Annotated in this window: 26 protein-coding genes; 8 read left to right on the forward strand and 18 right to left on the reverse strand. The window is 72.6% G+C overall.

The genetic code is table 11. From position 1 onward, the window contains the following. Positions 1-2 precede the first annotated feature (2 nt). From AC156L_RS10550 to AC156L_RS10570, 5 genes are all read right to left on the reverse strand, one after another. The gene (locus AC156L_RS10550) at positions 3-362 is read right to left on the reverse strand and encodes a hypothetical protein (RefSeq protein WP_330874323.1); all 360 of its coding nucleotides are present in this window, start codon (positions 360-362) and stop codon (positions 3-5) included. Further along, positions 359-1,222, reverse strand: a complete 864-nt coding sequence (locus tag AC156L_RS10555; RefSeq protein WP_330874324.1) for a DODA-type extradiol aromatic ring-opening family dioxygenase — start codon at positions 1,220-1,222, stop codon at positions 359-361. The genes AC156L_RS10550 and AC156L_RS10555 overlap by 4 nt, the downstream gene beginning before the upstream one ends. Beyond that, positions 1,215-2,033, reverse strand: coding sequence for a citryl-CoA lyase (locus AC156L_RS10560; RefSeq protein ID WP_330874325.1), 819 nt, complete (start codon positions 2,031-2,033; stop codon positions 1,215-1,217). The genes AC156L_RS10555 and AC156L_RS10560 overlap by 8 nt, the downstream gene beginning before the upstream one ends. Beyond that, entirely contained in the window at positions 2,030-3,205 is a 1,176-nt protein-coding gene (locus tag AC156L_RS10565) for a CaiB/BaiF CoA transferase family protein (RefSeq protein WP_330874326.1), read from the reverse strand. The genes AC156L_RS10560 and AC156L_RS10565 overlap by 4 nt, the downstream gene beginning before the upstream one ends. Before the next feature lie 107 nt (positions 3,206-3,312). Then, the gene (locus AC156L_RS10570; RefSeq protein WP_330874327.1) at positions 3,313-4,116 is read right to left on the reverse strand and encodes an IclR family transcriptional regulator domain-containing protein; all 804 of its coding nucleotides are present in this window, start codon (positions 4,114-4,116) and stop codon (positions 3,313-3,315) included. Between the two features lie 196 nt (positions 4,117-4,312). Between AC156L_RS10570 and AC156L_RS10575 the strand changes: the two genes are divergently transcribed. After that, positions 4,313-5,761, forward strand: a complete 1,449-nt coding sequence (locus tag AC156L_RS10575) for an amidohydrolase family protein (RefSeq protein ID WP_330874328.1) — start codon at positions 4,313-4,315, stop codon at positions 5,759-5,761. A 38-nt stretch (positions 5,762-5,799) separates the two neighbouring features. Continuing rightward, the gene (locus AC156L_RS10580; protein WP_330874329.1) at positions 5,800-6,126 is read left to right on the forward strand and encodes a hypothetical protein; all 327 of its coding nucleotides are present in this window, start codon (positions 5,800-5,802) and stop codon (positions 6,124-6,126) included. 4 nt (positions 6,127-6,130) lie between these two features. Here AC156L_RS10580 and AC156L_RS10585 read toward each other — a convergent pair whose 3' ends face one another. The 5 genes from AC156L_RS10585 to AC156L_RS10605 form a co-directional block, all read right to left on the reverse strand. Then, positions 6,131-6,577 carry a hypothetical protein gene (locus AC156L_RS10585; RefSeq protein WP_330874330.1) on the reverse strand — a complete coding sequence of 149 codons (447 nt, stop codon included), beginning with the start codon at positions 6,575-6,577 and terminating at the stop codon, positions 6,131-6,133. After that, positions 6,574-7,437: a hypothetical protein gene (locus tag AC156L_RS10590; protein WP_330874331.1), complete on the reverse strand. Its 864-nt coding sequence runs from the start codon at positions 7,435-7,437 to the stop codon at positions 6,574-6,576. Before AC156L_RS10590 ends, AC156L_RS10585 begins: the two co-directional genes overlap by 4 nt. Next, positions 7,437-8,693 carry a hypothetical protein gene (locus AC156L_RS10595; protein ID WP_330874332.1) on the reverse strand — a complete coding sequence of 419 codons (1,257 nt, stop codon included), beginning with the start codon at positions 8,691-8,693 and terminating at the stop codon, positions 7,437-7,439. The genes AC156L_RS10590 and AC156L_RS10595 overlap by 1 nt, the downstream gene beginning before the upstream one ends. Before the next feature lie 2 nt (positions 8,694-8,695). Continuing rightward, positions 8,696-10,885, reverse strand: a complete 2,190-nt coding sequence (locus AC156L_RS10600; protein ID WP_330874333.1) for a hypothetical protein — start codon at positions 10,883-10,885, stop codon at positions 8,696-8,698. A gap of 119 nt (positions 10,886-11,004) precedes the next feature. After that, positions 11,005-11,460: a nitroreductase family deazaflavin-dependent oxidoreductase gene (locus tag AC156L_RS10605; RefSeq protein WP_330874334.1), complete on the reverse strand. Its 456-nt coding sequence runs from the start codon at positions 11,458-11,460 to the stop codon at positions 11,005-11,007. Between the two features lie 96 nt (positions 11,461-11,556). Here AC156L_RS10605 and AC156L_RS10610 point away from each other — a divergent pair, with 96 nt between their 5' ends. Together AC156L_RS10610 and AC156L_RS10615 are read left to right on the forward strand one after the other, a co-directional pair. Continuing rightward, entirely contained in the window at positions 11,557-12,171 is a 615-nt protein-coding gene (locus tag AC156L_RS10610; RefSeq protein ID WP_330874335.1) for a TetR family transcriptional regulator, read from the forward strand. Positions 12,172-12,266: 95 nt separating this feature from the next. Next, the gene (locus tag AC156L_RS10615) at positions 12,267-13,709 is read left to right on the forward strand and encodes a pyridoxal phosphate-dependent decarboxylase family protein (RefSeq protein WP_330874336.1); all 1,443 of its coding nucleotides are present in this window, start codon (positions 12,267-12,269) and stop codon (positions 13,707-13,709) included. A gap of 112 nt (positions 13,710-13,821) precedes the next feature. Here the strand turns inward: AC156L_RS10615 and AC156L_RS10620 are convergent, their stop codons facing one another. Then, a complete protein-coding gene (locus tag AC156L_RS10620) occupies positions 13,822-14,226 on the reverse strand; it encodes an SH3 domain-containing protein (RefSeq protein ID WP_330874337.1) in 405 nt (134 codons plus the stop codon). A gap of 241 nt (positions 14,227-14,467) precedes the next feature. Here AC156L_RS10620 and AC156L_RS10625 point away from each other — a divergent pair, with 241 nt between their 5' ends. Continuing rightward, a complete protein-coding gene (locus tag AC156L_RS10625; RefSeq protein WP_330874338.1) occupies positions 14,468-15,484 on the forward strand; it encodes a helix-turn-helix domain-containing protein in 1,017 nt (338 codons plus the stop codon). Positions 15,485-15,497: 13 nt separating this feature from the next. Here the strand turns inward: AC156L_RS10625 and arfA are convergent, their stop codons facing one another. The 4 genes from arfA to AC156L_RS10645 are packed head-to-tail and all read right to left on the reverse strand — an operon-like array spanning position 15,498 to position 20,233. Further along, on the reverse strand, positions 15,498-17,003 hold the full coding sequence (arfA, locus tag AC156L_RS10630; RefSeq protein ID WP_484406778.1) for an arabinosylfuranosidase ArfA: 1,506 nt from the start codon (positions 17,001-17,003) through the stop codon (positions 15,498-15,500). A gap of 40 nt (positions 17,004-17,043) precedes the next feature. Continuing rightward, the gene (locus AC156L_RS10635; protein ID WP_330874339.1) at positions 17,044-17,934 is read right to left on the reverse strand and encodes a carbohydrate ABC transporter permease; all 891 of its coding nucleotides are present in this window, start codon (positions 17,932-17,934) and stop codon (positions 17,044-17,046) included. After that, a complete protein-coding gene (locus AC156L_RS10640) occupies positions 17,931-18,893 on the reverse strand; it encodes a carbohydrate ABC transporter permease (protein ID WP_330874340.1) in 963 nt (320 codons plus the stop codon). The genes AC156L_RS10635 and AC156L_RS10640 overlap by 4 nt, the downstream gene beginning before the upstream one ends. Positions 18,894-18,919: 26 nt before the next feature. Continuing rightward, a complete protein-coding gene (locus tag AC156L_RS10645; protein ID WP_330874341.1) occupies positions 18,920-20,233 on the reverse strand; it encodes an ABC transporter substrate-binding protein in 1,314 nt (437 codons plus the stop codon). A gap of 366 nt (positions 20,234-20,599) precedes the next feature. On the opposite strand from AC156L_RS10645, the gene AC156L_RS10650 reads away from it, so the two are divergent. Further along, the gene (locus tag AC156L_RS10650) at positions 20,600-21,619 is read left to right on the forward strand and encodes a LacI family DNA-binding transcriptional regulator (protein WP_330874342.1); all 1,020 of its coding nucleotides are present in this window, start codon (positions 20,600-20,602) and stop codon (positions 21,617-21,619) included. Between the two features lie 7 nt (positions 21,620-21,626). Here the strand turns inward: AC156L_RS10650 and AC156L_RS10655 are convergent, their stop codons facing one another. Both AC156L_RS10655 and AC156L_RS10660 read right to left on the reverse strand, forming a co-directional pair. Next, positions 21,627-22,256, reverse strand: a complete 630-nt coding sequence (locus tag AC156L_RS10655) for a hypothetical protein (RefSeq protein WP_330874343.1) — start codon at positions 22,254-22,256, stop codon at positions 21,627-21,629. A gap of 137 nt (positions 22,257-22,393) precedes the next feature. After that, positions 22,394-23,041: a TetR/AcrR family transcriptional regulator gene (locus AC156L_RS10660; protein WP_330874344.1), complete on the reverse strand. Its 648-nt coding sequence runs from the start codon at positions 23,039-23,041 to the stop codon at positions 22,394-22,396. Positions 23,042-23,224: 183 nt separating this feature from the next. Here AC156L_RS10660 and AC156L_RS10665 point away from each other — a divergent pair, with 183 nt between their 5' ends. Both AC156L_RS10665 and AC156L_RS10670 read left to right on the forward strand, forming a co-directional pair. Then, the gene (locus tag AC156L_RS10665; RefSeq protein ID WP_330874411.1) at positions 23,225-23,821 is read left to right on the forward strand and encodes a cadmium resistance transporter; all 597 of its coding nucleotides are present in this window, start codon (positions 23,225-23,227) and stop codon (positions 23,819-23,821) included. Positions 23,822-23,928: 107 nt separating this feature from the next. Continuing rightward, positions 23,929-24,276 carry a hypothetical protein gene (locus AC156L_RS10670; protein WP_330874345.1) on the forward strand — a complete coding sequence of 116 codons (348 nt, stop codon included), beginning with the start codon at positions 23,929-23,931 and terminating at the stop codon, positions 24,274-24,276. Here AC156L_RS10670 and AC156L_RS10675 read toward each other — a convergent pair. After that, positions 24,246-25,538 carry a pectate lyase gene (locus tag AC156L_RS10675; RefSeq protein ID WP_330874346.1) on the reverse strand — a complete coding sequence of 431 codons (1,293 nt, stop codon included), beginning with the start codon at positions 25,536-25,538 and terminating at the stop codon, positions 24,246-24,248. The two genes, AC156L_RS10670 and AC156L_RS10675, sit on opposite strands and share 31 nt — an antisense overlap. Positions 25,539-25,642 lie beyond the last annotated feature (104 nt).

Consider the following 25,642-nt stretch of genomic DNA (forward strand, 5'->3'; position numbering starts at 1 on the left):
CCTCACGTGCTGATGTCGGGGTAGGGCAGGGCCTCGTGCGCCAGCCGCCGCGCGTACTCCAGCTGGAAGCCCAGGCCCTCGTGGTCGCGTTCGAACATCGCGATGAACAGCGTGAGCGTCAGGAACGGGTGGGCGCCCATCGCGAACAGCGCGGGGTAGTCGTGGGAGCGCAGCGCCTCGCGCTCCGCCTCCTCGAACGACAGCCAGGTCGACCGCTCGTCGACGACGCAGTTGAGGATGCGGTTCGCGTGCTCGTCCTCCCACCACGCGACCGTGCCCGCGGGGTCCTCGCGGTAGCGCTCCACGAGGTCCTGGTCGCGGTCGACGGTGTAGAGGAACTTGTTCAGCAGGTACTTGCTCATCGCGCACCGCCGTCCGGGTACCAGGTGAAGTAGGCCTCCATCGTGTGGAACAGGTCGAACGTGTCGACGTAGTCGGCCTTCCGGCCGTCGCCCGCGACGCCCATCATCAGCATGAAGTCCATGAACCCGTGGGTGGCGTTGCCGGGCAGGTGCAGGCTGTCGAGGCTGACCTCGGCCAGGCACTCCTCGATGTCGCCGCCCGCGATCCACTCGACGGCCTTGCGGTCGAACTCGGGGTCGGGGCCGTGCGGGCCGAACTGCCGGGGCCCGCCCAGTTCGAGGGAGAGGTGCCCGGTGCCGATCACCGCGACGCGCTGGTGCGACGGCCACGACTCGATGAGCTGGCGGATCGTCCTGCCCAGCTGCACGAACCGCTTCGGCTGCGGCAGCGGAGGGGCGAAGATGTTGGTGTAGACGGGGACGATCGGCAGGTCGGCCTCGGGGCGCAGCGTGATGATCGGGCACGTGATGGAGTGGTCGATCCGCAGCTCGTTGGAGAACGCCAGGTCGAACCCCGCGTCCATGCCCTCGCGCAGCACGTACGCCGACAGGTCCTCGTGTCCTTTGAGGAGCATCCTCGGCAGGCCGAACTCGCGTTCCTCGTTGGCCCAGTTCGCGTCGTAGAACGGGGCCTTGCCGACCAGGAACTGCGGCATGTTGTCCAGCCAGAGCTGGTGGAAGTGGTCCGATCCCACCATCACGAGCACGTCGGGCCGCGCCTTCGTGAGGGTCTCGCGGAACGCCTCCACCTTGCGCACCCACTCGTCCGCGAACGGGGGCCGGTCCTCCCCCGTGGCGGTGCTGGCGCGGTAGTAGAACGGGTGGTGCGTGGACGCGATGACCGCGACCAGTTCAGCCATGCCGACCTCCGGTGCTCGACTCGGGTGACTGGGGATCCGGTGGGACGGAAGCGTTGTTGAGGTCCACCGAGAGGAAGATGTCGTTGCCGACGGGGTGCCTGATCTCCTCGGCGAGCTGGCCGATCAGCCCGGCCGTGCGGGCCAGCAGGGCGAAGGCGCGCAGCAGTTCCAGCGGCAGTCCGAGGTCGGCCAGCGCCGCGCCGCAGGTGCCCGCGCCGTTGAGCGGCAGCGTCTTGCCGAGCACCCGCGGGTGCACGCGGCCGATGGCGGCGAACAGCGCCAGGTGCGGGCCGTGCAGCCCCTCCTCGGCGGCGATGGCGAACAGCCGGGGCGTGCGCGGGTCGCCGTCCTTGTGCACGTGGTGCCCGAGACCGGGGACGAACTCCCCCCGCTCCCGCCGCGCGCGCACCGCGGTCAGGGCCAGCTCGTCCCAGCCGTCGTCGTCGACGGGCAGCTCACCGTCCACACCGGACAGCACGTCGTGCAGGAACCGGCCGCAGTCCTCGGTGACGCCGAGGAACCGGGAGCCGCCGCCGAGCAGGCCCGCGGCGAGCGCGCCCTGGACGGAGTCGGGCGCGGACAGGTAGGTCAGGCGGGTCACGATCGCGGTGGGGGTGAACCCGTGGTCGGCCAGCGCGGCGAGCACGGACTCGAAGACCCGCGTCTGCCCCGGCGTCGGCCTGCGCTGGGTGGCCAGCCAGAACGCCAGCTCACCGAAGCCGACGCTGCCCATCACGTCCTCGGCGAGGTCCTGGCCGAGCAGCGTGATGGTCGTGGGGGTGGAGGCGCCGAGCGCCGTCGGGTAGGTCACGCGTCCCGCCCCTTCTCCAGCCAGGCCCGCAGTTCCCCGCCGTGCTCGTCGAGCAGCGGGGGCGGCAGGCGGTAGCCGACGGGGGTCGCGGAGAAGCGGATGGGGTGGCGGGTGGTCGGCACGGCCCGGTCGCCCTCGCCCACGACGACGACCGGGTCCAGCTCGAACCGCTCGGCCATCGCGAACCCGCCGTCGATGGTGTTGATCGGCCCGCACGGCACGCCCGCCGCGACGAGCAGGTCGAACCACTCCAGCGCGCCCCTGGTCCGCAACCGCTCGGTGAGCAGCGGTCGCAGTTCGTCCCGGCGTCGCGTGCGGTCGGCGTTGCGGACGAACCGGGGGTCGTCGGCGACCTCGGGGATGCCGAGCACACCGCACAGCTTGCGGAACTGCGCGTCGTTGGCGGCGGTGACGATCAGGTCGTTGTCCGCGGTCGGCAGCGCCTCGTAGGGGAAGACGCTCGGGTGCGCGTTGCCCATGCGGAACGGGACGACGCCCGCCGCGACGTAGGAGGAGCTGTGGTTGACCAGCCCGGTCAGCGCCGACGAGAGCAGGTTGACCTCGACGTGCTGGCCCTCGCCGGTGGCGTCGCGGTGCCGCAGCGCGGCGAGGACGCCGATCGCGGCGTGGTTGCCAGCCATCACGTCGAACACCGAGATCCCGGCCCGGAACGGCGGCCCGTCGGGGTCTCCGGTGAGGCTCATCAGCCCGGAGATCGCCTGCACCATCAGGTCGTAACCCGGCACGTCCCGGCCCGCGCCGGAGCCGAACCCGCTGATCGACGCGTACACGACACCGGGGTTGGCCTCCCGCACCGACTCGAAGTCGAGCCCGTACTTCGCCATGCCGCCGGGCTTGAGGTTCTCCACCACGACGTCGGCCCGCCGGGCCAGTTCGCGGGCGACCTCGACGTCGGCCGCGTCGCGCAGGTCGAGCGCGATGGACCGCTTCCCCCGGTTGACGCCCAGGTAGTAGGTGGACACGCCGTCGTGGACCGGTGGCGTCCACGTGCGGGTGTCGTCGCCCCCGGGCCCCTCGACCTTGACGACCGAGGCGCCCATGTCGGCGAGCAGCATCGTGGCGTAGGGCCCGGCGAGGATCCGGGAGAAGTCCGCCACCAGGACGCCCGCCAGCGGGCCCGCCGACGTCTCCGGCACTCCGGTGTCAACCATGCAGTTATCCCGCCGTCCTGCGGACACGCGTCCGCAGGACGGATTGTGCGACTGGCACGGGAACTAGTCAAGGATCTAGCGGACACATGTCCGACGAGCGGACAACGCTAGGCGGACGCGGTCACGTGCGGGACGGTCTCCAGCCGGGCGAAGTCGGCGCTGATGTCGCCCGCGGTCTGGAGCAGCAGCGGCAGGTGGTGCTCGACCAGCCGCTCCACGGAGGTCTCGGCGGCGTGGCAGTTCACGTTCACGCCCGCCACGACCCGGCCGGACCCGTCGCGGACCGGCGCGGCGATCGAGCGGATCCCGAGCGTGAGCTGCTCGTCGGTGAGCGCCCAGCCGCGGGCCCGCACCTCGCGCAGCGCGGCGTCGCGCTCGGCGCGGTCCGGCTGCCACCGCGAGACCAGGCCCGAGCGCGAGGGCTCGGCGAGCACCCGGTCCAGCTCGTCCGGCGGCAGCGCCGCGAGCTGGACCTTCCCCAGCGACGTCGCCAGGGCCGGGAACCGCGTCCCGATCTGCACCGACAGCGACACGATCTTGGGCACGGAGACCCTGGCGACGTAGACGATGTCCGAGCCGTCGAGCTGGGCGATCGAGCACGACTCGTTCGTGCGCTCCACCAGCTTCTCCAGGTGCGGCCTCGCCACGTCCCACAGGCCCATGGACCGCACGTACGCCACGCCCAGCTCCAGCACCCTCGGCGTCAGGGAGTAGCCGCGGTCCGCCGTGCGGACGTAGCCCAGCTCCTCCAGCGTCAGCAGGATCCGGCGCGCGGTGGGGCGCGCGAGGCCCGTCGCGGACGCCACCTCGGCGAGCGTCATCGCCGGGCAGCCCGGCCGGAAGACCGCGATGACCTCCAGCCCGCGCGCGAGCGCCTCGATGAAGTCCGGACCCGTTCCCTCACGTGGCACCACGCGCCTCCTCCCACCTGCTGATCCGACCCAGCGTAGCCCGCGCTGTCCGCGATGCGGACAAGGCGACTCCCCAGCCTGCGGCAGGTCGGTCGCCCGCGCTCATTGACACTGGTCGAGCGGAGGTTCAGAGTGACCGCCAGAACCCGATGACCGTTGGTCGGACAGTTGTCCGGACAGTGAGGGAGCGACGACGATGCCGCAGCCACCCGCCGAGACGTCGAACAGGCCGGTCGTGTTCCGGGGCGGCACGGTGGTGACCGTGAACGCGCGCCACGACGTGCTGACCGACCACGACGTGCTGGTGGTCGACGGCGACATCGCCGCCATCGGCCCCGCGCTCCCCGTACCCGAGGGCACGGTGGAGGTCGACGCGAGCGGCGGCGTCGTGATGCCCGGCATGATCGACACGCACCGCCACCTGTGGCAGACGGCGATGCGCGGCTACGGCGCGGACTGGACGCTGACCCAGTACTTCGTCTGGTACTACCTGGAGTGGGGCCGGGTGTTCCGGCCGGAGGACGTCCACGCGGGCAACCTGCTCGGCGCGGTCGAGGCGCTGGACGCGGGCGTCACGACCACCGTCGACTGGTCGCACGGCCTCCGGACCACGCAGCACGCCGACGCCGCCGTCGACGCCCTCCGGGCCGTGCCCGGCCGGTTCGTGCTCGCCTACGGCAACATCCAGGACGCGCCGGCGAACTGGACCGCGACGCCCGAGTTCCGCGACTTCGTCAGCCGCCGCACGACCGGTGACGACCTGCTCGGCTTCCAGCTCGCCTTCGACGTGACCGGCGACCCGGCGTTCCCGGAGCGGCCCGCGTTCGAGGTCGCCCGCGACCTCGGCGTCCCGGTCACCACCCACGCGGGCGTGTGGGGCGCCACCGGCGACGACGGCATCAGGCTCATGCACGACCACGGCTTCATGACGCCCGAGACGGTCTACGTCCACGGCGCGTCCCTGTCGGCGGACTCCTACCACCGCATCGCCGCCACCGGCGGTTCCGTCTCGGTGTCCACGGAGAGCGAGCAGAGCGCGGGCCAGGGCTACCCGCCCACCTGGGCCCTGCGCGCCCACGGCATCCCCGTGTCGCTGTCCATGGACACCTCGGTGTGGTGGAGCGGCGACCTGTTCTCCGCCATGCGCGCCACCCTCGGCGCCGACCGCTCCCGCGAGCACCTGGAGGCGCACGCGAAGGGCGACACGGTCACGCACTCGTCGCTGCGCGCCCAGCAGGTGGTGGAGTGGGCGACCCTGGGCGGCGCCCGCGCGCTGGGCCGGGAGTCGCGGCTGGGCAGCGTCGAGGTCGGCAAGGCCGCCGACCTCGTGCTCCTGAAGAACGACCGCTCCCCCGTCTCGTTCCCGCTGCTCAACCCGCACGGCCACATCGCGTTCCAGGCCCAGCGCGCCGACGTCCACACCGTTCTGGTGGGCGGCCGGATCGTGAAGGCCGACGGTGAACTGGTCGGCATCGACCTCGCGGCGGTCCGCTCGACGGTCGAGAGCACGGTCGAGCACCTGCGCTCGCGGCTCGGCGAGGAGGCGTGGGCCAGGGGCATGAACCCGGACGTCCCGACCAGCGAGGTGCTGGACAACCCGTACACCTACACCGACTACCGCAGCGGCAGCACGCACAGCGGCTGAGCACTGCGGAAGTCCCGTCGAGCCACGACACTGGAGCCGTGGACGGGAAGAAGGGCGGGGCGGCGCGGAAGGCGCCTCCGCCCACGACCGAGGACGGGCGCTACATCGTCGTCTCCGGTCGCCGCTGGCGGGCCACCGACCCGGACCTCCCCGACGACGTGGCCGCCGTGCTGCGCTCGGCGCTGATGGCCGCGCGCCGGGACGTGGGCCGGGCGCTGCGCGCCGGTGCCGATCCGGCGTCGGCGCGAGCACGTGTGCAGGTGGCGAAGGCGGCGCTCGGCGAGCGCGGCACCCCCTGGTGGGAGCAGACCCCCGACGAGCGCGAGCAGCGCTGGCGGCGGGGTCTGCGCGAACTGGAGGAGTAGCGCGTCAGCCGGGGTCCGCGTCGCCGTCGAACACGAGCAGCGTGCTGGGCACCCGGCCGAGCGGGACGGTCCAGCGCTGCACCCGCGGGCCCAGCCTCGTCTCGTCCAGGACGACGGTCGGTCCCGGCCCGGCGAAGGTGATCGACAGCCGCCCGTGCCAGGTGACGACGTCCAGGACCTCCTCGGCGGTCTTGCGCACGAGGGAGTCGACCAGGCCGCCGAGGATCGGGATCTCGGTGGTCGTGGCGTGCTTGGCCACGAGTCCCTTGCGGAAGGCGGAGATCGTCACGACCGCGCCGTTCCAGCGGTGGCGGGCCGGGCCCCGCAGCGTCCACGACAGCGGCCCGCCGCCCGCGTCGAGCCGGAACACCTCGGTCCTCCCGCCGTCGACGACCCTGGCCCGCGTCCACGTGGGGGCGAAGGTGAACAGGTCCCTCGGCTCGCGGGTCACCAGATCGTCAGCAGGCCGATCAGCAGCAGCACCCCCACCAGCAGCGCCGACACCACGAGCCTCGTCCCGACTCCCGCCGGCGCGACGGCGGTCGGCTCCGGTTCCGGCAGCCGGGACGGGGCTTTTCCCCGGCTCACCGGGAGGACGACCGGCGCGTCGCCGAGGCTGTCGTCGGAGCGCTGCACCAGCAGCGCCAGCGGTTCGGCGGCGGGCTCACCCAGCACCGGGTAGCCCGCCAGACCGTCGTGGACGTCCGGTTCCAGGCAGTAGTTGGCCACCACCGCCCGTCCCCGCGCGCCGCGCAGCAGTTCGCCGACCCGGTGGGCGAACGCGGCGCGGCTCGCCTCCCCGTCCACCGCGCCCGCCCAGCGCTCCGCCGTCGTGGCACCCGGCGACGCGGGCGGCACCCGTGCGGGCAGCGTCCGCACGGCGGTGCGGAACCCGCGGGCCACCAGCCGCCGGGTCTCGTCGCCCGCCTCGGCCCGCCACCGCGTGATCGTCCCGGAGTCCTGCGGGAACGCGGCGGAGAACGTCCTGCCGACCTCGGCCGACCCCCGGTCGGGGTCCAGCCAGCGGTGCACCAGCGCGGGCACCCGGTCCACGTCGGCGTCGGGATCGCCGTGCTCGCCCTCCAGCACGAGCACCAGCCCGATCGAGGTGCCGCCCGGACCGACCATCGTCATCGCGATGGGGGCCAGGTAGAGCCGCCACCCCGCACGGTCGGACTCGACCAGCAGCGACGGGAGCTGGAGGTTCGTGACCGCCTCGTACCGCCGCCACCACGACTCCCCCGGCGCCTCCCCGAGGAACGCGTACTCCTGGCGCAGGCCCCCGCCGCGGGTCATGACGTGGACGCGCATCAGTGCGCCCTGGCCGCCAGCGGGCTGCGCACCCGGCTGGAGTAGGAGCGGCCGGAGAAGTCGTCCACCACCGCGTCGAGCAGGCGCAGCCGCTCCAGCGCCCGCTGGTGCGCGCCGTCCAGCCGGTCGGCCGCGCGCACCTCGCTCGTGTACTCGCCGAACCTGCGCAGCCCGAGCCCGCGCAGCACGGACGTCCTGCGGTCCACGAAGTCGAGCACCCGGTCCTGGCCGTAGGCGTCGGTCGCCAGCTCGTCGACCAGGCGGAAGAAGTTGCCCACCAGGCCCCGGTCGCGCTCGGCCAGGCCGCGGGCGGCGTGCGCGTCCTCCGCGGTGGCCAGCACGTGCTGCTCCTCGGCCGTCTTGCGGGCAGCCAGCAGGGTCTTGCACAGCGCGATGAGCACGTCCTCCACGCCGTGGATCGACAGGACGGGCCTGGAGCGCACCAGGAAGCGGCCCTCGAAGCGGAGGTGGGTGTCCTCGTCGGGCACCCACCTGCCCGACATGCGCTCGACGCACCCGAGGGTGTCGACCGGCACGTAGAGCATCTCGGTGTGCTCCGCCTCGCCCGCGATGGCGTCGAGCACGTCGCCGTAGACCGACCGGAAGCGGTCGAACAGCTCGTCCGCGCGGTCGTGGCGCCCGCCGTTGTCGGCGAAGTACGACTCGCACTTGACCGGCACGAACAGCACCAGCGCCGGGGAGTCCGGCCGTTCGGCCCTGCTGCGCGCCCACCTGCGCGCGACCTGGCCGACGTCGTAGGTGTCGAGCACCAGCGGCACCGCGCCCCGCTGCGGGGCGGTGACCGCCTCCATCAGGACGGTCGCGTCGACCGGGACGACCAGCACCGAGCTCCGGACGATGAACCCCTCCACCTCGCTCCACGCCTGCTCGTGCGCGGTCGAGCGGTTCGCCGGGTCGAGCCACCCGCCGGGGAAGTCGAGCAGGCGCAGGGCGATGCCGGTCTCCTCCGCGGTGTCCTCCGCGGAGCCGGGGTCGAGCAGCAGCTCGAACGAGACCGTCGTGTGGTTGGCGGCCAGCGCCCCCGGTGTGAAGCGGCGGGACTGCACGAGGCTGTCCAGCGCCCTCGCCTGCTGGCGCATCTTGACCTCGGTGGCCCGGTCGTTCGCCCTGATGGTGACACCGGACGTCTTCAGCAGCCGCTGGCCGTCGCGGAAGAGGGAGCTGACCAGCGAGGTCTTGCCCACCCGCGACGGACCCAGCAGACCGATCTCGAACAGGACTCGCGTGGGTTCCACGGTTACGGGTTCCTCCTACCGGCGACCGCGCCGGAGATCGACTCCACCAGCCGGTCGACGCGGGCCGCGCGGGAGCGGGCACCCTCGATCCGGTCGGACTCCTCGGGCCACAGCAGGTCGCGGTGGGTGCGGGCGAACCGGGCGAACTCGACCTTCGACCGGCCGGACCGGATCAGCTCGTCCTCGAACTGCTCGACGGCCGCGTGCAGCACCAGCGCGGGCACCACGGACTCGCGCTGGAGGGCGAGCATGGTCTCGTAGGCGGCCTGCTCGGTGAGTTCGGCCAGGCGCGCCTCCAGCACCTCCACGTCCTCGCGGCCGACCCCCACGACCAGGCGGGTCACCGGGTCGCCGGTGACGGGGTCGACGCCCTCCAGGTTGAAGCCGTCCAGGGCGGCGCGCACCCCGGGGTGCAGGTGCGTCCGGTACTCCAGGCGGGTGGCGAGCAGGTCCGCGACCGCGCCGCCGAGCGTCGGGCAGGACGCCTGGTCGAACCGGGTCTTCAACGACCACAGGGCTTCCTCGCCCTCCACCTCGCCCACGAGCGGCCCCAGCACGTCGGCGAACGCGTCGGCGACGTGCCGCCACGTCTGCCGCAGCAGCGCGTCGAAGTAGGTGTCGAGGCCGCCGAACCGCTTGCTGACCTCGACCCGCAGGCGGCTCATCTCCTCGGCGGTGAACGGGCTGGCGTTGCCCTCCGCGCCGACCTCCAGCAGCGCCGCGGACCGCCACGCCTCGGCTCCGCGGCCGAAGCCGTCCTCGATCCAGGCGCGGATGCCGTCGAAGACGTCCGTGACCGCGTCGACGTACTCGTCGCTGTCGTCGCCGCCGTCGCGGGCCCGCGCGTGCAGCGAGGAGACCAGGCCCCGCAGCGCGAAGGACACCCGTTCGCGCAGTTCCTTCGCGCCCCGCGCCAGCAGTTCGTCGGCGCTGTGCGCGAGGTCGCGGGAGCCGCCCTCCAGCGCGGCCAGCACCTTCGCCGCCTGCTCGGCGGTGGACGCGGCCCGGTCGAGCGCCGCGGCGAGCACGTCGTCGTCCATGCGGCCGAGCGTGCCCGCGAGGTCCGACAGCAGCGGCAGGAGCACGGACCCGTCGACGTCGCGCCGATCCTTCAGGTCGGCCTCCAGCACCTCGTAGTACCGCCCGTCGACGCCCGCGTTGACGTCGGCGAGGATGCGGTCGCGCAGCACCGCCACCCGCTCGGGCTCCTTGCCGGTGTTGAGCACGATCCGCACGAAGTCCTTGGGGCCGCGGACGTCCCCGCGGGCGACGTCGAGCAGCGCGAGGGTCCTCTGGTCGGCGGCGCCGAAGTAGGTGCTGTCCGCGCTGGCCGCCGTGACCAGCAGCACCACGTCGATCCCGTGCCTCAGGTCGGCGACGTGCCGCTGTTCCGCGTCCGCGGCCAGCTCCCCCAGCCCCGGCAGGTCGACCAGGGTCAGCCGGTCGACCTCCTCGTTCGGGAACGGGCACTCGATCCTGGCCTCGCGCACGGCGAGGTACCGGCGGTCGGCGGTGCCCGCGTTCTCCTCGGCGTTGGTCGGGTAGGCCACGTAGGGGCGCAGGTGCTCGACGTCCACCTCGACGTCCCGCCCGGTGAGCAGGTCGGCGTAGGAGTCCAGCGAGTCCCGCATCCGGCGGAGGCGCTCGTGCAGGCCGACCGAGCTGTGCTGGTCCACGGCCTCGGCGGACGGCCGCGGGTAGTCCCACCCGCGGAACCGCGCCAGCGTCGCGGGCACCTCGGCGATGCCCAGTTCCCGGTGGTACGGCGCGACCACCTCGGCCAGGAACGAGTCGACCGTGTGGGTGCCCAGGACCGCCCGGCGGCGCGGGGAGCAGACGATGCGGCTCCGCACGGCGGTGACCGGCACGTCCGGCCCGGTGGGGATCTGCTGTTCGGTCAGCCCGGACACGGTCTGGAGCAGCGTGCTCTTGCCAACCCTGGCGCGACCGCTCACGCCCACGCAGACCTGGTCCCTGGCGAACCGGGACTCCGCGGCCGACAGCACGTCCACCGTCCGCGCCACCTCGGCCGACAGGGCGGGGAGCCGGTCGTCCGCGGTGGTGTCCCGCTCCAGCAGCCACGTGACGTCCGCGGCGACCGACCGCCACCTCGCGAGTTCCGCGCGGACCTCGGGGAGCCGTTCCGCCCGCCGGCGCAGGATCTTCTCGATGCGCTCGGAAATCTGCCCCACGCCAGCCCCTCCCGGTCCCCGGCACGTCCTTCGACGACCACGATACGCAGGGCGCCGCGGAGGAAGTCATTCCAGCACAAGGGGAATCGAGCAGGTATTACCTCGACCTACCCCGAGGGTCACGGCGAGACGGGCTCCAGCACGACCACCGGGATCTCCCGCTCGGTGTAGGTCGCGTAGGTCGAGTAGGGCCGGTAGACGGCCACCAACCGCTCCCACAGCGCGGCCCGCTCCTCCCCCTCGGCGACGCGCGGCCGGACCCGGCGGCGGTCGCCGCCGGGCAGCTCCACCTCCGTGGTCGACATCGCCATCAGGTTGTGGAACCACGCCGGGTGCGCGTCCGAGCCGCCCTTCGACGCGACGACCACCAGCCGCGGCGCGTCGTCGAGGTAGATCAGCGGATTGGTGCGGGCCTGCCCGGACTTGCGGCCCACGTGGTCCAGCAGCAGCACGGGCGCGCCCAGGAAGGTGCCCCCGACCCGGCCACGGGTCTTGCGGAACAGGAACTCGTTGAGGCGCGCGAGCCCGCGGTGGAGCTTCCAGTAGGGGGACGTCGGCGCGGGTGGTTTCGGCATGGGTCGATGCTGGCAGAGCTCAGCAAGTGTCGTCAACTGACAAAAGTCAGAGCACGACTCTTGGCTCACCGTGTCGCGAACCCGTACCCTGGCGGCGTGGACAAGCCCGGCCTGCGCGAGCGGAAGAAGCAGCGGACGCGCGAGGCGCTGACGGACGCGGCGTACGCGCTGTTCCGCTCCAACGGCTTCGACGCGACGACCGTCGACCAGATCGCCGAGGCCGTCGAGGTCTCGTCGCGGACCTTCTTCCGGTACTTCACCTCCAAGGAGGACGTGGCCCTCTCGCTCGCGGACGAGCAGATCACCGCGATGCTCGACAGCTTCGCCGCGCAACCGGCCGACGTGCCGGTGCTGACCGGGCTGCGCCGGGCCTCCGTCGAGGTCGTGCGGGCCTACGAGGCGGACTCGGACCAGGACCGCTACCAGCGCACGCAGGACCTGATCTCCACCAGCCCGGCGCTGATGGCCGCGTGCACCGAGCGGGGCGCCGCCCGGCTCGACGAGGTCGCGCGGCTGGTCGGCGTCCGGATGGGCGTCGACCCGACCGCCGACCCCCGACCGCACCTGGTCGCGTCGGTCGTGCTCTGCTCGGTGCAGACCGTGATCACGGCGTGGCGGGCCACCGGCCGCCAGGCACCGGACTCGGAGCTGATCGGCCAGGCCTTCGACCTGCTGTCCACGGGCCTCGACTACCCGGCGGCGCGGAACTGACGCTCGCCCCCGCACGGCGCGGGAGCCGCCGTTTGTAGCATCGGCGTGCGCTGATCCGCCCGGACCGGCGCGGTGGAGCAGGGAACGGACGACGCATGAAGCCCGAGGAGTTCCGCACGGCCGCGCACGCGCTGGTGGACTGGATCGCCGACTACCGGGAGCGGATCCCGGACCTGCCGGTGCAGTCACGGGTGAAGCCGGGTGACGTGGCGGGGATGCTGCCGACCTCGGCCCCGGTCGCACCGGAGTCCTTCGACGCGGTCCTGCGCGACCTCGACCGCGTGGTCGTGCCGGGCATCACGCAGGTGCAGCACCCGAGCTTCTTCGGCTGGTTCCCCTCGAACGCGACGCTCAGCTCCGTGCTCGGCGACTTCGCCACCGCGGGCCTCGGCGCGCTGGGCATCACGTGGCAGTCCGCGCCGTCGCTGACGGAGGTGGAGGAGGTCGTCGTCGGGTGGCTGCGCGAGCTGACCGGCCTCCCGGAGTCCTGGCGCGGCGTCATCCAGGACACCGCCTCCACCGCGTGCCTGGTGGCGCTGCTCGCCGCCCGCGAGCGGGCCACCGACTACTCCGAGACGCGCGGCGGCCTCCAGGCCGAGCCCGCCCCGATGACCGTCTACACCACCGAGTACGCGCACTCGTCCATCCCGAAGGCCGTCGCGCTCGCGGGGTTCGGCGCCGACAACCTCAGGGTGGTCGCGACCGACCCGTGGACGCGGGCGATGCTCCCGGAGGCACTGGCCGAGGCGGTCGCGGCGGACGTGGCGGACGGTCGGCGGCCCGTCGCCGTGGTCGTGAACGTCGGCACGACGGGCACCACGGCCGTGGACCCGCTGGCCGAGATCGTCCCGATCGCCCGCGAGCACGGGATGTGGGTGCACGTCGACGCCGCGATGGCGGGTTCCGCGCTCCTGCTCCCCGAGATGCGCGGCCTGGTGGCCGGGCTCGACGGCGCCGACTCCCTCACGTGGAACCCGCACAAGTGGATGGGCGCGGTGCTCGACTGCTCGCTCATGTACGTCGCCGACCCCCAGCACCTGGTGCGGGTGATGGCGACCGGCCCGTCCTACCTGCGGTCCGCCGTGGACGGCGAGGTGACGCAGTTCAAGGACTGGGGCATCCCGCTCGGCCGCCGGTTCCGCGCGCTCAAGCTGTGGTTCCAGCTCCGCCTCGACGGCGTGGAGGCGATCCAGGCCCGCCTGCGCCGCGACCTCGCCAACGCCCGCGCGCTGGCCGAGCAGGTCGAGGCCGCCGAGGGGTGGCGCGTGCTGGCGCCGGTGGCCCTGCAAACGGTGGTGCTGCGCCACGAACCGCGGGCCTGGGTGGCGCCGGACGGCGACGTCCTCGACGGCGCCGCGCTCGACGCGCACACCCTGGCGTGGGTCGACGAGGTCAACAGCTCGGGCGCGGCCTTCATCACCCCGGCCAAGCTCGACGGGCGGTGGTCGGTGCGCGTGTCGATCGGCGCCGAACCCACCACGTCCGACGACGTGGCCGCGCTGTGGCACCTGCTGCGGACCACCGCCGAGCGCGACTGACCGCCCTGTCCTCCTCGGGTGGTTCGGGTGGTCGACGCCTGGACCAACGGCCCCGCCGGCGCGTGCCGGCGGGGCCGTACCCCCAGATGTGGTTGGTCTCAGCGCCCCCGGATCAGAAGCCGCACGGCTCGATGCTGCCGCTCGTGCCGTCGGGGTTGACGTCGAGCAGGTCGTCGCGCACCCAGCCGCGCACGCCGGTCCGCAGGTTCTGGAGGTAGGTCCAGGTGAACCCGTCGTCGGCGTTGGTGTAGCAGTGGTAGCGGGCGTCGTCGGTCGGCTGGAGGGCTCCCGGCGCGTCGCAGCCAGTGGACGAGCCGCTGCGCTGCCTGGCCGCGCCGCTCAGGGGCGCGTCGACCTCGACCCGGTTCTCCAGGTTCGGGCCGGCTCTGCCGCAGGTGGCGTGCCGCGTGCCCGCGGAACCGTGGTCGGGCTTCGGCGCGGCACCCGCGGAAGGGGCCGAAACAATTCCGAGCACGGCGAACGCGGCCATTGTCGTGGCGGCGACTGCTTTCCTCATGGACGGTCTCCTGTTCGTGGTTTATTCCTGACGGTCCGGGATATCTCATCTCCCCCGCCCCTGCCCACGGGGCTGAACGGACACAGCGGAAGACTCGGCCAGGAACGAGCGGCTGGGCAAGGGGTTGCGGGTACCTTGGGATGCTGGGACGCGTCGACACGTCTCGCGGTGCACGGGCAACGGACCTGCTGGGACGCGTGTGGGACGGCCGCGTCCGGTACGGACCGGCGAGAGGTGGACCGTGGCGCGATCAACGGAGGAGCAGCAGTTCGCAGCATTCCTGCGAATGCTGAAGAACCGCACCGATAGGAGCTATGAGGCTTTGGCGAAGCGAACCGGCATCAGCGGTTCGAGCCTTCACCGCTATTGTGCGGGAACGAAGATCCCGTCGAACTTCGGCACGATCCAGCGGTTCGCCGAGGAGTGCGGCGCCACCCGGTCGGAACTGCACGAGCTGCACCGGCTGTGGGCGCTGGCCGACACCGTCCGGCGGGGGCAGCCGGAACCCGCCGTCGAGCAGGTCGACGAGTCCCCGGACGACCTCGCCGAGCAGGAGCGGACGTCGAGGCGGACGACCGCGCGCCGGAGGTGGGCGCTCATCGGCGCGGTGGTGGTCGTCCTGGTGGCGGGCGGTGTCACGTGGTGGTTCCAGTCGAACACCGACCCCGGATCGGTGACCACCCTCGACGGGCCCATGCTGCTGTCGCCCGCGTGCCCGCCCGTGATCAGCATGGGCCAGCACGACGAGTGCGCGCGGGAGGTCCAGTCGCTGCTGTCGAAGGCGGGCGCCACGATCTCCGTGGACGGCGACTTCGGCCCCGCGACCCTGCGCCGCGTCACGGCGTTCCAGGTGCTGGCGGGCCTGCAACCCCGTGGCGTGGTGGACGAGCCGACCAAGCGGGCGCTCTACGAGCAGGACACGTCCATGGCCACCTGGTCACCCGAGCAGGTGGAGCGGCGCGTCCGCGAGGTCTTCCCCGAGGAGCCCGACCGCGCCGTGGGCATCGCGCGCTGCCAGTCGTTCCTCGACCCGCTGCACGTGCTGACCAACACCAACGGCACCCGCAACTGGGGTGTCTTCCAGCTCTCGGACAAGCTGCTCGGCGAACTGGGCGGCACCCAGGAGCAGGCGCTCGACCCCGACTGGAACATCCAGACCGCCCGCCGCGCCTGGAGCCGCTTCCAGGACTTCCGCGACTGGGAGCACTGCGACCAACCGTTCCGGACGACGACACCCGCACCCACCAGTTCCCCGTGACCCTCGGGCGACCTCACCGGGGAGGACGGACGAGCCGCACGGCGTTCCAGGACACCGGTGGCAGCACCACGGTCAGGGTGTCGTCAGCGAGGTCGGTGGGCTGGGAGCGGGGTACGACCCGGTCGGGCTCCTGCTCGGTGTTGGCCGCGGCCGTGTCGGGGTCGGAGAGCGTCCACGCCTCGGCCACCTCGACGGCGCCGAAGGCGAGCGAGACCCGCAGCTCCACCGGCTCGGTGCGGTGCCGGTTCACCGCGAACACCACCACGGCGCCGGTGTCGGGGTCGTGGGTCGCCACGGCGTCGACCACCGGGACGTCGCCGTAGCGGGCGGTCGGGTAGGTCGGCGAGGTCGTCTCCGCCCGCAGCACCCGTCCCCCGGCCAGCCGCGAGGTCAGCGCGAACGGGTGGAACGTCGTCTGCCGCCACGCCGGGCCGCCCGGTTCGGTGCGGATCGGCGCGATGACGTTGACCAGCTGCGCCTGGCAGGCGGCGGTGACCCGGTCGCTGTGGCGCAGCAGCGAGATCAGCAGGCTGCCCACCACCACGGCGTCGGCGACGTCGTACCGGTCCTCGATGATCCGCGGCGCGACCTCCCACTCCACGGGCGGGTTGGCCTGGAAGCGCTTCTGGTACCAGACGTTCCACTCGTCGAACGACACCCCGATCCGCTTGTCGCTCCCGAGCCGCGCGCCGACGGCGTCCGCGATGGCGACGACCCGCTCGACGAAGCGGTCCATGTCCACGGCCGAGGCGAGGAAGCTGTCGACGTCGCCGTCGAGCACCTCGTAGTAGGCGTGGCAGGAGATGTGGTCGACCTGGTCGTAGGCCAGCTCCAGGACGGTGGTCTCCCACTCGCCGAACGTGGGCATGGCCGAGCTGGAACTCCCGCAGGCGACGAGTTCGAGCCCCGGTTCGGCCTGGCGCAGCGCCCTGGCCGTCTCGGCGGCCAGCCTGCCGTACTCGTGCGCCGTCTTGTGGCCGGTCTGCCACGGCCCGTCCAGCTCGTTGCCCAGGCACCACACCGCCACGCCGTGGGGTTCGGGCGAGCCGTTGGCGCGGCGCAGGTCCGACAGGCGCGTGCCGCCCTCGTGGTTCACGTACTCGTGGACGTCGAGCGCCTCGGTGATGCCCCTGGTGCCGAGGTTCACCGCGTACATGACCTCGACGCCCGCCTTGCGCGCCCACCTCACGAACTCGTCGACGCCGACCTCGTTGGTCTCGATGCTGTGCCACGCCAGGTCGCGGCGCACGGGGCGGTCCGCGACCGGGCCGATCCCGTCCTCCCACCGGTAGCCGGACACGAAGTTGCCGCCGGGGTAGCGGACCAGCGTGACGCCGAGTTCACGGGTCAGCGCCAGCACGTCACCCCGGAAGCCGTCCTCGTCGGCCGTCGGGTGGCCGGGTTCGTAGATGCCGGTGTAGACGCAGCGGCCCATGTGCTCGACGAACGACCCGAAGGTCCGGCGCCGCACGGGGGCGACCACGTGGTCGGGGTCGAGGACGAGTGACGCGGTGAGCACGGTTCTCCCGAGGTGGTAGCGGTTCGACGAGGGGGACGGACTACTTCAGGGCGCCCGCGCCCACGCCACCGCGCCAGAAGCGCTGGAGCAGGACGAAGGCGGTGATCAGCGGGACGATCGCGAACAGCGCCCCGGTGACGACGAGGGTGAACAGCACCCTGGTGCCCGCCTCCTGCTGGGCGGTGTTGAACCACGTCGTCAGACCGACGGTCAGCGGGTAGAGGTCGGTGTCGCTGAGCATCACCAGCGGCAGGAAGTAGTTGTTCCACGTCGCCACGAGCGTGAACAGGAAGACGGTGACGATCGCCGGGCGGATCATCGGCACCACGATCCGCCAGAAGATCCGCAGCTCCCCCGCCCGGTCGACGCGGGCGGCGTCGATCAGCTCGACCGGCACGCTCTCGGCCACGTAGACCCGGACGAGGTAGGTGCCGAACGGGCTGAGCAGCGACGGCAGGATGATCGCCCACACGGTGTTGACGATCTCCAGCCGCGACAGGATCAGGTACGTCGGCAGCACCAGCGCGGTGGCGGGCACCATGATCATGCCGAGCAGCGCGGTCTCGAAGAACCGCTTGCCCCAGAAGGAGAAGCGGGCCAGGCCGTAACCGGCGGCGGCGGCGAGTGCCGTCGCGCCGACCGCGCTCACCCCGGAGTACAGGGCGGTGTTGAGCAGCCAGCGGCCGTACACGCCGCCGTCCTCCCGGAAGAGCTGGACCACGTTGTCCACCAGGTTGAACTCCCGGCCGAACCACAGCGCCGGGGTGGACAGCAGGTCGGGCTGGCTCTTGGTCGCGGCGATCACGACCCACAGCAGCGGGACGAGGAAGTACAGCACCCCGGCGGCCATCAGGACGTGCGGCACGCGCGGGCTCGGCTCGCCGAACCGGCGGGACCTCGCGGCGGCGCGGCGCTCGGCGGACGTGCTCACGAGCCCGCCCCCCGCCTGCGGCTGACGAACACGAAGACGTAGGCGACGACGAACACGACGAAGCCGAGGGTGAAGGAGATCGTGGCGGAGTAGTTGAAGTTCGAGTAGGCGAACGCCTGGTTGTAGGCGTAGAGGTTGGGCGTGTACCCGGCGGAGATCGTCGGGGCGAAGCGGGCCATGACCTGCGGCTCGGTGAAGAACTGGAGGGTGCCGATGACGGTGAAGACCGCGGCCAGCGAGATGGCCCGCCCGATGGCCGGGACCTTGACGCGCAGGGCGACCTGCACGGGTGAGGCGCCGTCGACGACCGCTGCCTCGTACACCTCGCGCGGAACCCCCTGCAACGCCGAGTAGAGGACGATCGTGTTGTAGCCGGTCCACGCCCACGTGACGACGTTGCCCAGCGACAGCAGCAGGAGCGGCCCGCCGAAGAAGTCGACCTCACCGAGGCCGAGGGCGGTGGTCAGGCCGGTGAACGGCCCGAAGGTCCTGCTGTAGAGGAAACCCCACATGAGCGCGCCGACGACGGCGGGCACGGCGTAGGGCATGAAGGCGATCAGCCGGTAGAGCACCGCGAACCGGGTGGTGACGGCGTCGAGCGCGAGCGCGCCCGCCAGCGCGATGCCCAGCATGACGGGGATCTGCACGGCGCCGAACAGCAGCACCCGCAGGAAGCCGTCCAGCAGCAGCGGGTCGGTGAACGCCTTGACGTAGCCGTCCAGCCCGCTGAACCGCGACCCGAGCACGAGGCTCTTGGTGAACAGGCTGAGGTACAGCGCGAAACCCAGCGGCACGACCAGGAACGCGACGACCACGAGGAAGAACGGCAGGACGAACAGCATCCCGGCGACCGGGTGCGCGGTCGTGCGGCGGGAGGACCGGCGGGGGCCGCGGTCGACCCGACGGCGCGGCGGTGACCGGTCGGCGTCCGGCGCCGCGGTCGGCGGGGCACTGGTCACGGGGACCTCCAGGACGGGGCGGGCGGCTACTCGGTGACGGTGAAGCCCTGCTGCCGGGCGTACGCGACGACGTTCTTCTGCGTCTCCTCCAGCACGGTGCGCCACGGCCTGCTGCCCGACATCGCCTCGGCGCTGCGGTCGTTCAGCTCGCTGAACACGAAGTCCTGGAACGGGGTGTACTGGAACTCGCCGAGCTTCCCGGACACCGGCACGAAGATCTCGTTCACCTTCTGCCCGGCGAAGAACTCGTAGGCCTTGCCGGTGAACGCCGGGTCGGCGGCGACCTCCTTGACCAGCGGGTAGAGGAACGCCTTGTTCAGGCCGACGTCCCAGGCCGCCTCGGAGGAGCCGAACAGCTCCCTGGCGACGGTGGTCGCGGCCTTCTTGTTCCTGGCCTGCTTGGTCACCGCGAACGTCGAGCCGCCCCAGTCGCCCTGGTCGTCCGCGCCCTCGGTCCACTGCGGCATCGGCGCGACCGCCCACTTGCCCGCGGTGTTCTTGAGCGACCCGGCGACGTAGCCGGGGGTCCAGCCCGCGGCGGCCCACGTCCAGTACTTGCCGGAGTCCAGCGCCGCGGTGGCGTCGGCGGTGAAGAACGGGTCCTTGGCCATCAGCCCCCTGTCGACCAGGTCGCCGTGGAACTCGAACACCTTCCGGCACTCCCGGCTGGTCAGGTTGATCTTGACCTGGTCCCTGGCGGTGGCCGCGGAGTACCCGTAGGGCCTGCACCCCGCCTGCCACATGAGCCCGTTGATCCAGCCGCCGTCGCTGCCGAAGCTCGCGACGAAGGCGGTGGGGTCCACCGCCTTGATCCTCGCCGCGGCCTCGGCGTACCCGGCCCACGTGGTGGGCACCGGGATCTGGTGCCGCTCGAACAGGTCCCTGCGGTACATCAGCGCCATCGGCCCGCCGTCCACCGGGATCGCGTACACCTTGTCGCCGTCGGTGGCCTGGCTCCACGCCCACTCGGCGTAGAGGTCGCGGTCGTCGCCCGCGCCGAACTCCCCCATGTCCACGAGGGCGTCGAGGATGACGAACGTCGGGATCTCCTGGAACTCCACCATCGCCACGTCCGGAGCCCCGGTGCCCGCGGTGAACGCGGTCTTCAGCTTCGCGTACTGGTCCGGCCCCGTGCCGACGTTCGTCCAGTCGACCTGGACGTCGGTGTGCGAGGCGTTGAAGGCGTCGACCACGCCCTTGAACTCCGGGTACCACGCCCAGACCGACACGCGCACCGGCCCGCCGCCCGCGCCCGACTCGCCGCCGCAGGCCGCGACGGCCAGCAGGAGACCGACGGCCAGTGTCGACGCGGTCCTTCCCACCCTGCCGATACCGAGCATGGACAGCACCTTTCTGTCGCGGCCCGCCGTCGGAGCGCACGGCGACCACCCCACCGGACGGGTGGGGAACGGGAGGGTGGGCGGCGCGGATCCGCACCGCGGGGGGGTCTTGCGCCGCGTCCGGCGGGAGCCGGACCTCCCGACTGCCACCGCCGGAGCGACACCGGCTTTGCTGCGCTGCAATGGACTATGGCGCGCATTTTGCTGCGCTGCAAGACCTCACCGGAACGCAATCCGGGTGACTCGCGGGCCTGGATGGGTTCAGCCGTGGTGAGGCGGGTTGTCGCCGCCAGGGGCCCCGTGCACACTCCTTGCAGCGCTGTGGTGCGGATCGGCCCACTCGCACTCGTCCGAACGGAGGAGGCCATGCGCGATGCCACCCTGCGCGACGTCGCACTGCTCGCCGGTGTGTCGGCGCGGACGGTGTCGAACGTGGTCAACGGCTACGCGCCGGTCACCGACCGCACCCGGCGGAAGGTCGAGCGGGCGATCGTCGAACTCGACTACCGGCCCAACGTCCTGGCCCGCAACCTCGCCAACGGCCGGTCGGGGCAGATCGCGGTGGTCGTGCCCTACCTCGACACGCCCTACTTCGCCGAACTGCTCCAGGGCATCATCCCGAGGGCGCGGGAGCGCGGGTACAATGTCCTGATCGACCAGACCGACGGCGACGCGACCCACGAGCGCGACCTGATCCGCCGGGGCGCGCGCGGCTTCCCGTTCGACGGGATGATCCTCAGCCCGCTCGGCCTGGCGCAGGAGGACCTGTCCGACCACGACCCCGCGCTGCCGCTGGTGATCCTGGGCGAACGCGTCTCCGACGGCGTCTTCGACCACGTCGGCATCGACGACGTGGTGGCCTCGCACGAGGCCACCCGCCACCTGATCGACCTGGGCAGGCGCCGGATCGCCGCCATCGGCGACCAGCCCTACCCGACCGGCGAGGCGGCCCAGCTGCGCACCCTCGGCTTCCGCCGGGCGCACGAGGAGGCGGGCCTGCCGGTGGACGAGTCGCTGATCATCCGCACCCCGCGCTTCAACCGCGTCGACGGCGCCGACGCCATGCACCGGCTGCTCGACCGGGACGACCCGCCGGACGCCGCGTTCTGCTACAGCGACCTCGTCGCGCTGGGCGCACTGCACGCGGCCCTGGAGCGCGGTGTCCGCGTGCCGGAGGACATCGCGCTGATCGGCTACGACGACATCGAGGAGGGCCGGTACTCCAACCCCACCATCAGCACCGTCTCGCCCGACAAGCTCACCATCGCCGCGACCGCCGTCTCCCGCCTGCTCCAGCGCATCGGCAGCACCGAGGCGCTGCCGGGCGTCGAGGTCCGCGCGGGCCACCGCCTCATCGCCAGGCAGAGCACCGTCGGCCGCCGCTGAGGGCCGGTCAGAGGCACGGCGGCCGGTAGCCGTGCACCTCCAGGCCGCGGAACTCCAGCTCGTTGGGCGTCTTGCCGACGAAGACGAGCCCGCGCGCCTCCTCCAGCGCCGCGTCGAACGGGTACGCGGGCGCCCCGAGTTCCGGCAGCGTGGTCCACGCCTCCGGCGCGAAGCTGAAGAACCGCGTCACCGTCCGCCCGCCCGTGGCGGGCACGAGCGTGAGCCACTTGTCGCCGCCGCTCCAGTGCGACGCCGGGCGCAGCTGCACGTGCACGTCGTCGGTCGCGCTGTAGGTCAGCCAGAAGCCCGCCGACCCGGACAGGTCGACCTGGGCCTCGAACCGGTTGGCGAGCCAGAGGACGACGACGTGCCACTCGGCGTCGAGGAACGACACCCTGGCCGCGTAGTCGACCCCGTGGCCGCCGCGGACCGGGGTGAGCAGGCTGCCCGTCGCGGGCACGGTCGTGCCCTCCCCGCTGGCCAGCCACTGCTGGAACCGGTCGACGGACGGGGTCCGGCACTCGTGCCGGGAGACCTCTCTGCCCGCCGCGGCCGGACTCGCGGGCGCGGGCGCCACCGCGACGCACACGGCCAGAACAGCCACCGACATCCCCGCCGCGAACTTCCGCACCGGCACGCCCCTCACCACGTCACGACCGACCCCGCAGTGGTGCGGGGCCCGGCTTCCACCGGTGGATCATCGACCACGACCGCGCCGGAGCACCGGAACGCCCTCGGGATTCACTGGTTTGGACCAATCGGGGCGGGCGCCCGTCAGCCGGGCCCCACCACGACGTCGGGGAGCGGGCGTCCGGCGACCTCGACGGCCTCCTCGTGCGGCAGGCCCAGCATCCGGAGCACCATCTCGGCCATGTCGGTCGCCGCCGCGTCGCCGTCCAGCTCGGGCCGGGTGAACCGCAATTCGACCAGGGCCAGCATCGCCCCTCCCAGCGCGGCCAGGGCGATCACCGGGTCGACGCGCGCGAAGCGGCCCTCCGCGATGCCGTGCTCCAGGTCGCGCCGGGCGCGCGGGCCGAGGCCGGTGTCGGCGTGCAGGAGCCCGGTGGCACGGCGGCGCAGCACCTGCATCACCTGCGGGTGCGTGTCCGCCATGCGGGCCGCCAGCCGGAAGCCGCCCGACATCAGCTCGGCCGGGTCCTCCACCCCGCTCAGCCCCTCGTCGAAGGCGCGGCCGAACTCCTCCAGCGCCTCGGCCACGGCGACGTCGAACAGCTCGACCTTCGACGCGAAGTGGTTGTAGAAGGAGCCGAAGCCCACGTCGGCCCGCTCCGCGATGAGCTGGATGCTCGCCGCGGCCTCACCGCCCTCGGCCAGGATCTGCCTGGCAGCGCGGACGAGCGCCCGCCGGGTGGCGGCACGGCGGCGCTCGTTGCGGTTGCCGGACGGCGCGGGACTGGACACGACCCGATCCTATCAGCGGCACTGAGTACCATTCCAATTCTGATGACTTCATCAGTTCGTTGTGCGACCGCGGACCGCGAGCACCCCGTCGTCCGGTCCGGCGCGGTCGGTCGGGAGAATGCGGCGGGCACCGGGTCCGAGCCCCCGGTTCCACGACGACGGAGGTGGGGCGTGCCCGCGGAGCTGAGCCTCGGCGTTCTCGGTCGGGCGGCTGGCCTGTTCGCCGTCACCAACATCGACGACATCGTCGTCCTGGCGCTGTTCTTCGCCCAGGGCGCCGGACGGCGCGGCACGACGCGCTCCATCGCCCTCGGCCAGTACGCGGGTTTCGCGGGCATCCTGGTCGTGGCCGTCGCGGCGGCGGTGGGCGCCACCCTCCTGCCCGACAGCGCCGTCCCCTACCTGGGCCTGCTGCCGCTCGCGCTCGGCGTCAGGGCCGCGGTGCGGGCGTGGCGGGACCGCGGCGGCACCGACGAGGAGCGGTCCGCGCGGGACGGTGGCCCGACGGTGCTCGCCGTGGCCGCCGTCACCTTCGCCAACGGCGGCGACAACATCGGGGTCTACGTGCCCGTCTTCGCCACCGCGGGCGTCGGCGGCATGGCCGTCCACGTGGTCGTGTTCCTCGTCCTGGTCGCCTTGTGGGTCGCGGCGGGCAGGTACTTCGCCACGCGCCCCGCCGTCGCGGAGGCGCTGTCGCGGTGGGGGCACGTCCTGCTGCCCGTCGTCCTGATCGGCATCGGCCTGCTGATCCTCGTCGAGGGTGGCGCGTTCGGCCTGTGACGGGCCGGAACCGGGCGCCCACGTCGGCTCCGCTCGCGGGACGCGGGAAGGTCGGGGCGGGGATCGAGCCGCCCGCGGTCCCAGGCCGGTGCTCGTGGTCGTCCCTCGTGACCAGCCGCTCGAAGACGCTGCCGTTGGCGTCCAGCGCGAACACCCCGCCGCGGACGCTGATCGTGGTGCCGGGCCGGGCCGGGACCACCGCCCTCCGGATCGTGCGCGGCGGCGCGGCGAGCGTGCCCGCGGCGTCGCCGCCGCCCGCGGTCGCCACGTGCGGCACGGCCGTGGCCGCGGCGCCGGGCAGCGGCGCGGTGCCGGGCCGCGGCGAACGCGGCTCCCGCGGCGAGTCCCGTCGCCGTCGTGCCGGTTCTCCCGTGGTGTTCGGGACGGGACGGAGCCGGGGTCGCGACCCCGGCTCCGACTCACGTCACCTCTGGGTGATGTCCGACGGTTGGTAGAGGCAGTTCACGCCGTCGGCGCCCGAGCCGATCTTGGTCGGCTCGCTGCCCTTCGGCACCCCCTTGTACTTGTCGCACACGGAGGTGGTGCCGTAGACGGTGATCCGCGAGAACCGGGCGGTGTCGCCCCAGTTGGTGTTGATGCCCGCGAGCACCTTCGTGGACCGGGCGGTCACGCCGTCGAGCACCACGTGCCGCTGGTAGGAGTTGGTGCAGTTGCCGCACGCCCGGTAGAGCTTGCCGGAGCTGTGGACCTGGAAGTTCCGGATGGTGACGGTGCCCGCGCCGTTGTGCTGGAACACCTTGTCCGAACCGGACTTCGCGCCGCCGCCGTCCACCAGGTACCTGGCCGAGGAGCTGGGGCTCAGGAAGGTCGCGGCGTCCTCGCCCACGTCGTTCCACCACACGTTGCGGATCGTGCACGAGCCCTCGCAGTGGATGCCGTCACCGGCGGGCGTGTCGAGGAAGACGTTCTGGATGGTGCCGCCGTCGGCCACCACGAACATCGGGTCCTGGCTCTCGCCCTGCCCGCCGTCGCCGATGCCGTAGTGGCGCTTCATGCCGCCGTCGAAGAACGTGCCCGCGTCCTTGGTCGTCGTCTGGTGCACGCTGCCGGTGTCGGACGGCCACGCACCGCTGCCGTCACCCCCACCGGGCTGCTGGGGCGTCGTCGTGGTCGTCGTGGTCGTGGTCGGGTTCGTCCCGCCGCCCGCCGGGGTGAACGTCCACTGCTTGGTGGCGGCGCCGTCGCAGGAGTTCGTCTGCACGAGCGCGCCCGCGGCGGTGGAGTTGTCCTTGAGGTTCATGCACTTGCCGCCGTTGGTGTCGACCACGCGGTAGCCGCCGCCGCTCTCGGTCAACGACCAGGTCTGGCCCGCGGAGCCGGTGCAGGCCCGCTGCTCGATCACCTTGCCCGCCGACGTCGACGCGTCCCGGACGCCGACGCACAGGCCGCTGCCGACCGAGGTGATCCGGAACCCTCCGCCGACCGCCGCCAGCGTCCACCGCTGCCCGCCGCACGCCGCCTGCTGGAGCTGCGCGCCCTCGGCCGCGCTCGGCGCCTCCAGGCAGAGCCCGCTGCCCGCGTTGGTCACCGCGTAGGTCCCCGCGCCGACCGCGGCGCTCGCGGGCGAGGCCATCGGCCAGGTGGCGACGGTGGCGGCCAGCGCCGCCGTGACGGCAGCCGCCGCGAGACCCGCGCGCCAGCGCGCACCACGCCGCCGTGGAACACGCGTGGATGGTGGTCGATCCGATGTGCTCATGGGAACTCCGCTTCCGACTGTTCTGGAACTCGTTGCGCGCCAACGCGGAAAACGCTTTCCATGCGGATGCTAGATGCAGCCGGATCGGCAGGTCAACGGCCGTT

It is taken from the genome of Umezawaea sp. (assembly GCF_057122925.1).

Coding starts and splice junctions, on each gene's coding strand:
- AC156L_RS10550 (WP_330874323.1), bottom strand. CDS start 362: ATGAGCAAGTACCTGCTGAACAAGTTCCTCTACACCGTCGACCGCGAC.
- AC156L_RS10555 (WP_330874324.1), bottom strand. CDS start 1,222: ATGGCTGAACTGGTCGCGGTCATCGCGTCCACGCACCACCCGTTCTAC.
- AC156L_RS10565 (WP_330874326.1), bottom strand. CDS start 3,205: ATGGTTGACACCGGAGTGCCGGAGACGTCGGCGGGCCCGCTGGCGGGC.
- AC156L_RS10575 (WP_330874328.1), top strand. CDS start 4,313: ATGCCGCAGCCACCCGCCGAGACGTCGAACAGGCCGGTCGTGTTCCGG.
- AC156L_RS10590 (WP_330874331.1), bottom strand. CDS start 7,437: ATGCGCGTCCACGTCATGACCCGCGGCGGGGGCCTGCGCCAGGAGTAC.
- AC156L_RS10605 (WP_330874334.1), bottom strand. CDS start 11,460: ATGCCGAAACCACCCGCGCCGACGTCCCCCTACTGGAAGCTCCACCGC.
- AC156L_RS10615 (WP_330874336.1), top strand. CDS start 12,267: ATGAAGCCCGAGGAGTTCCGCACGGCCGCGCACGCGCTGGTGGACTGG.
- AC156L_RS10620 (WP_330874337.1), bottom strand. CDS start 14,226: ATGAGGAAAGCAGTCGCCGCCACGACAATGGCCGCGTTCGCCGTGCTC.
- AC156L_RS10645 (WP_330874341.1), bottom strand. CDS start 20,233: ATGCTCGGTATCGGCAGGGTGGGAAGGACCGCGTCGACACTGGCCGTC.
- AC156L_RS10650 (WP_330874342.1), top strand. CDS start 20,600: ATGCGCGATGCCACCCTGCGCGACGTCGCACTGCTCGCCGGTGTGTCG.
- AC156L_RS10675 (WP_330874346.1), bottom strand. CDS start 25,538: ATGAGCACATCGGATCGACCACCATCCACGCGTGTTCCACGGCGGCGT.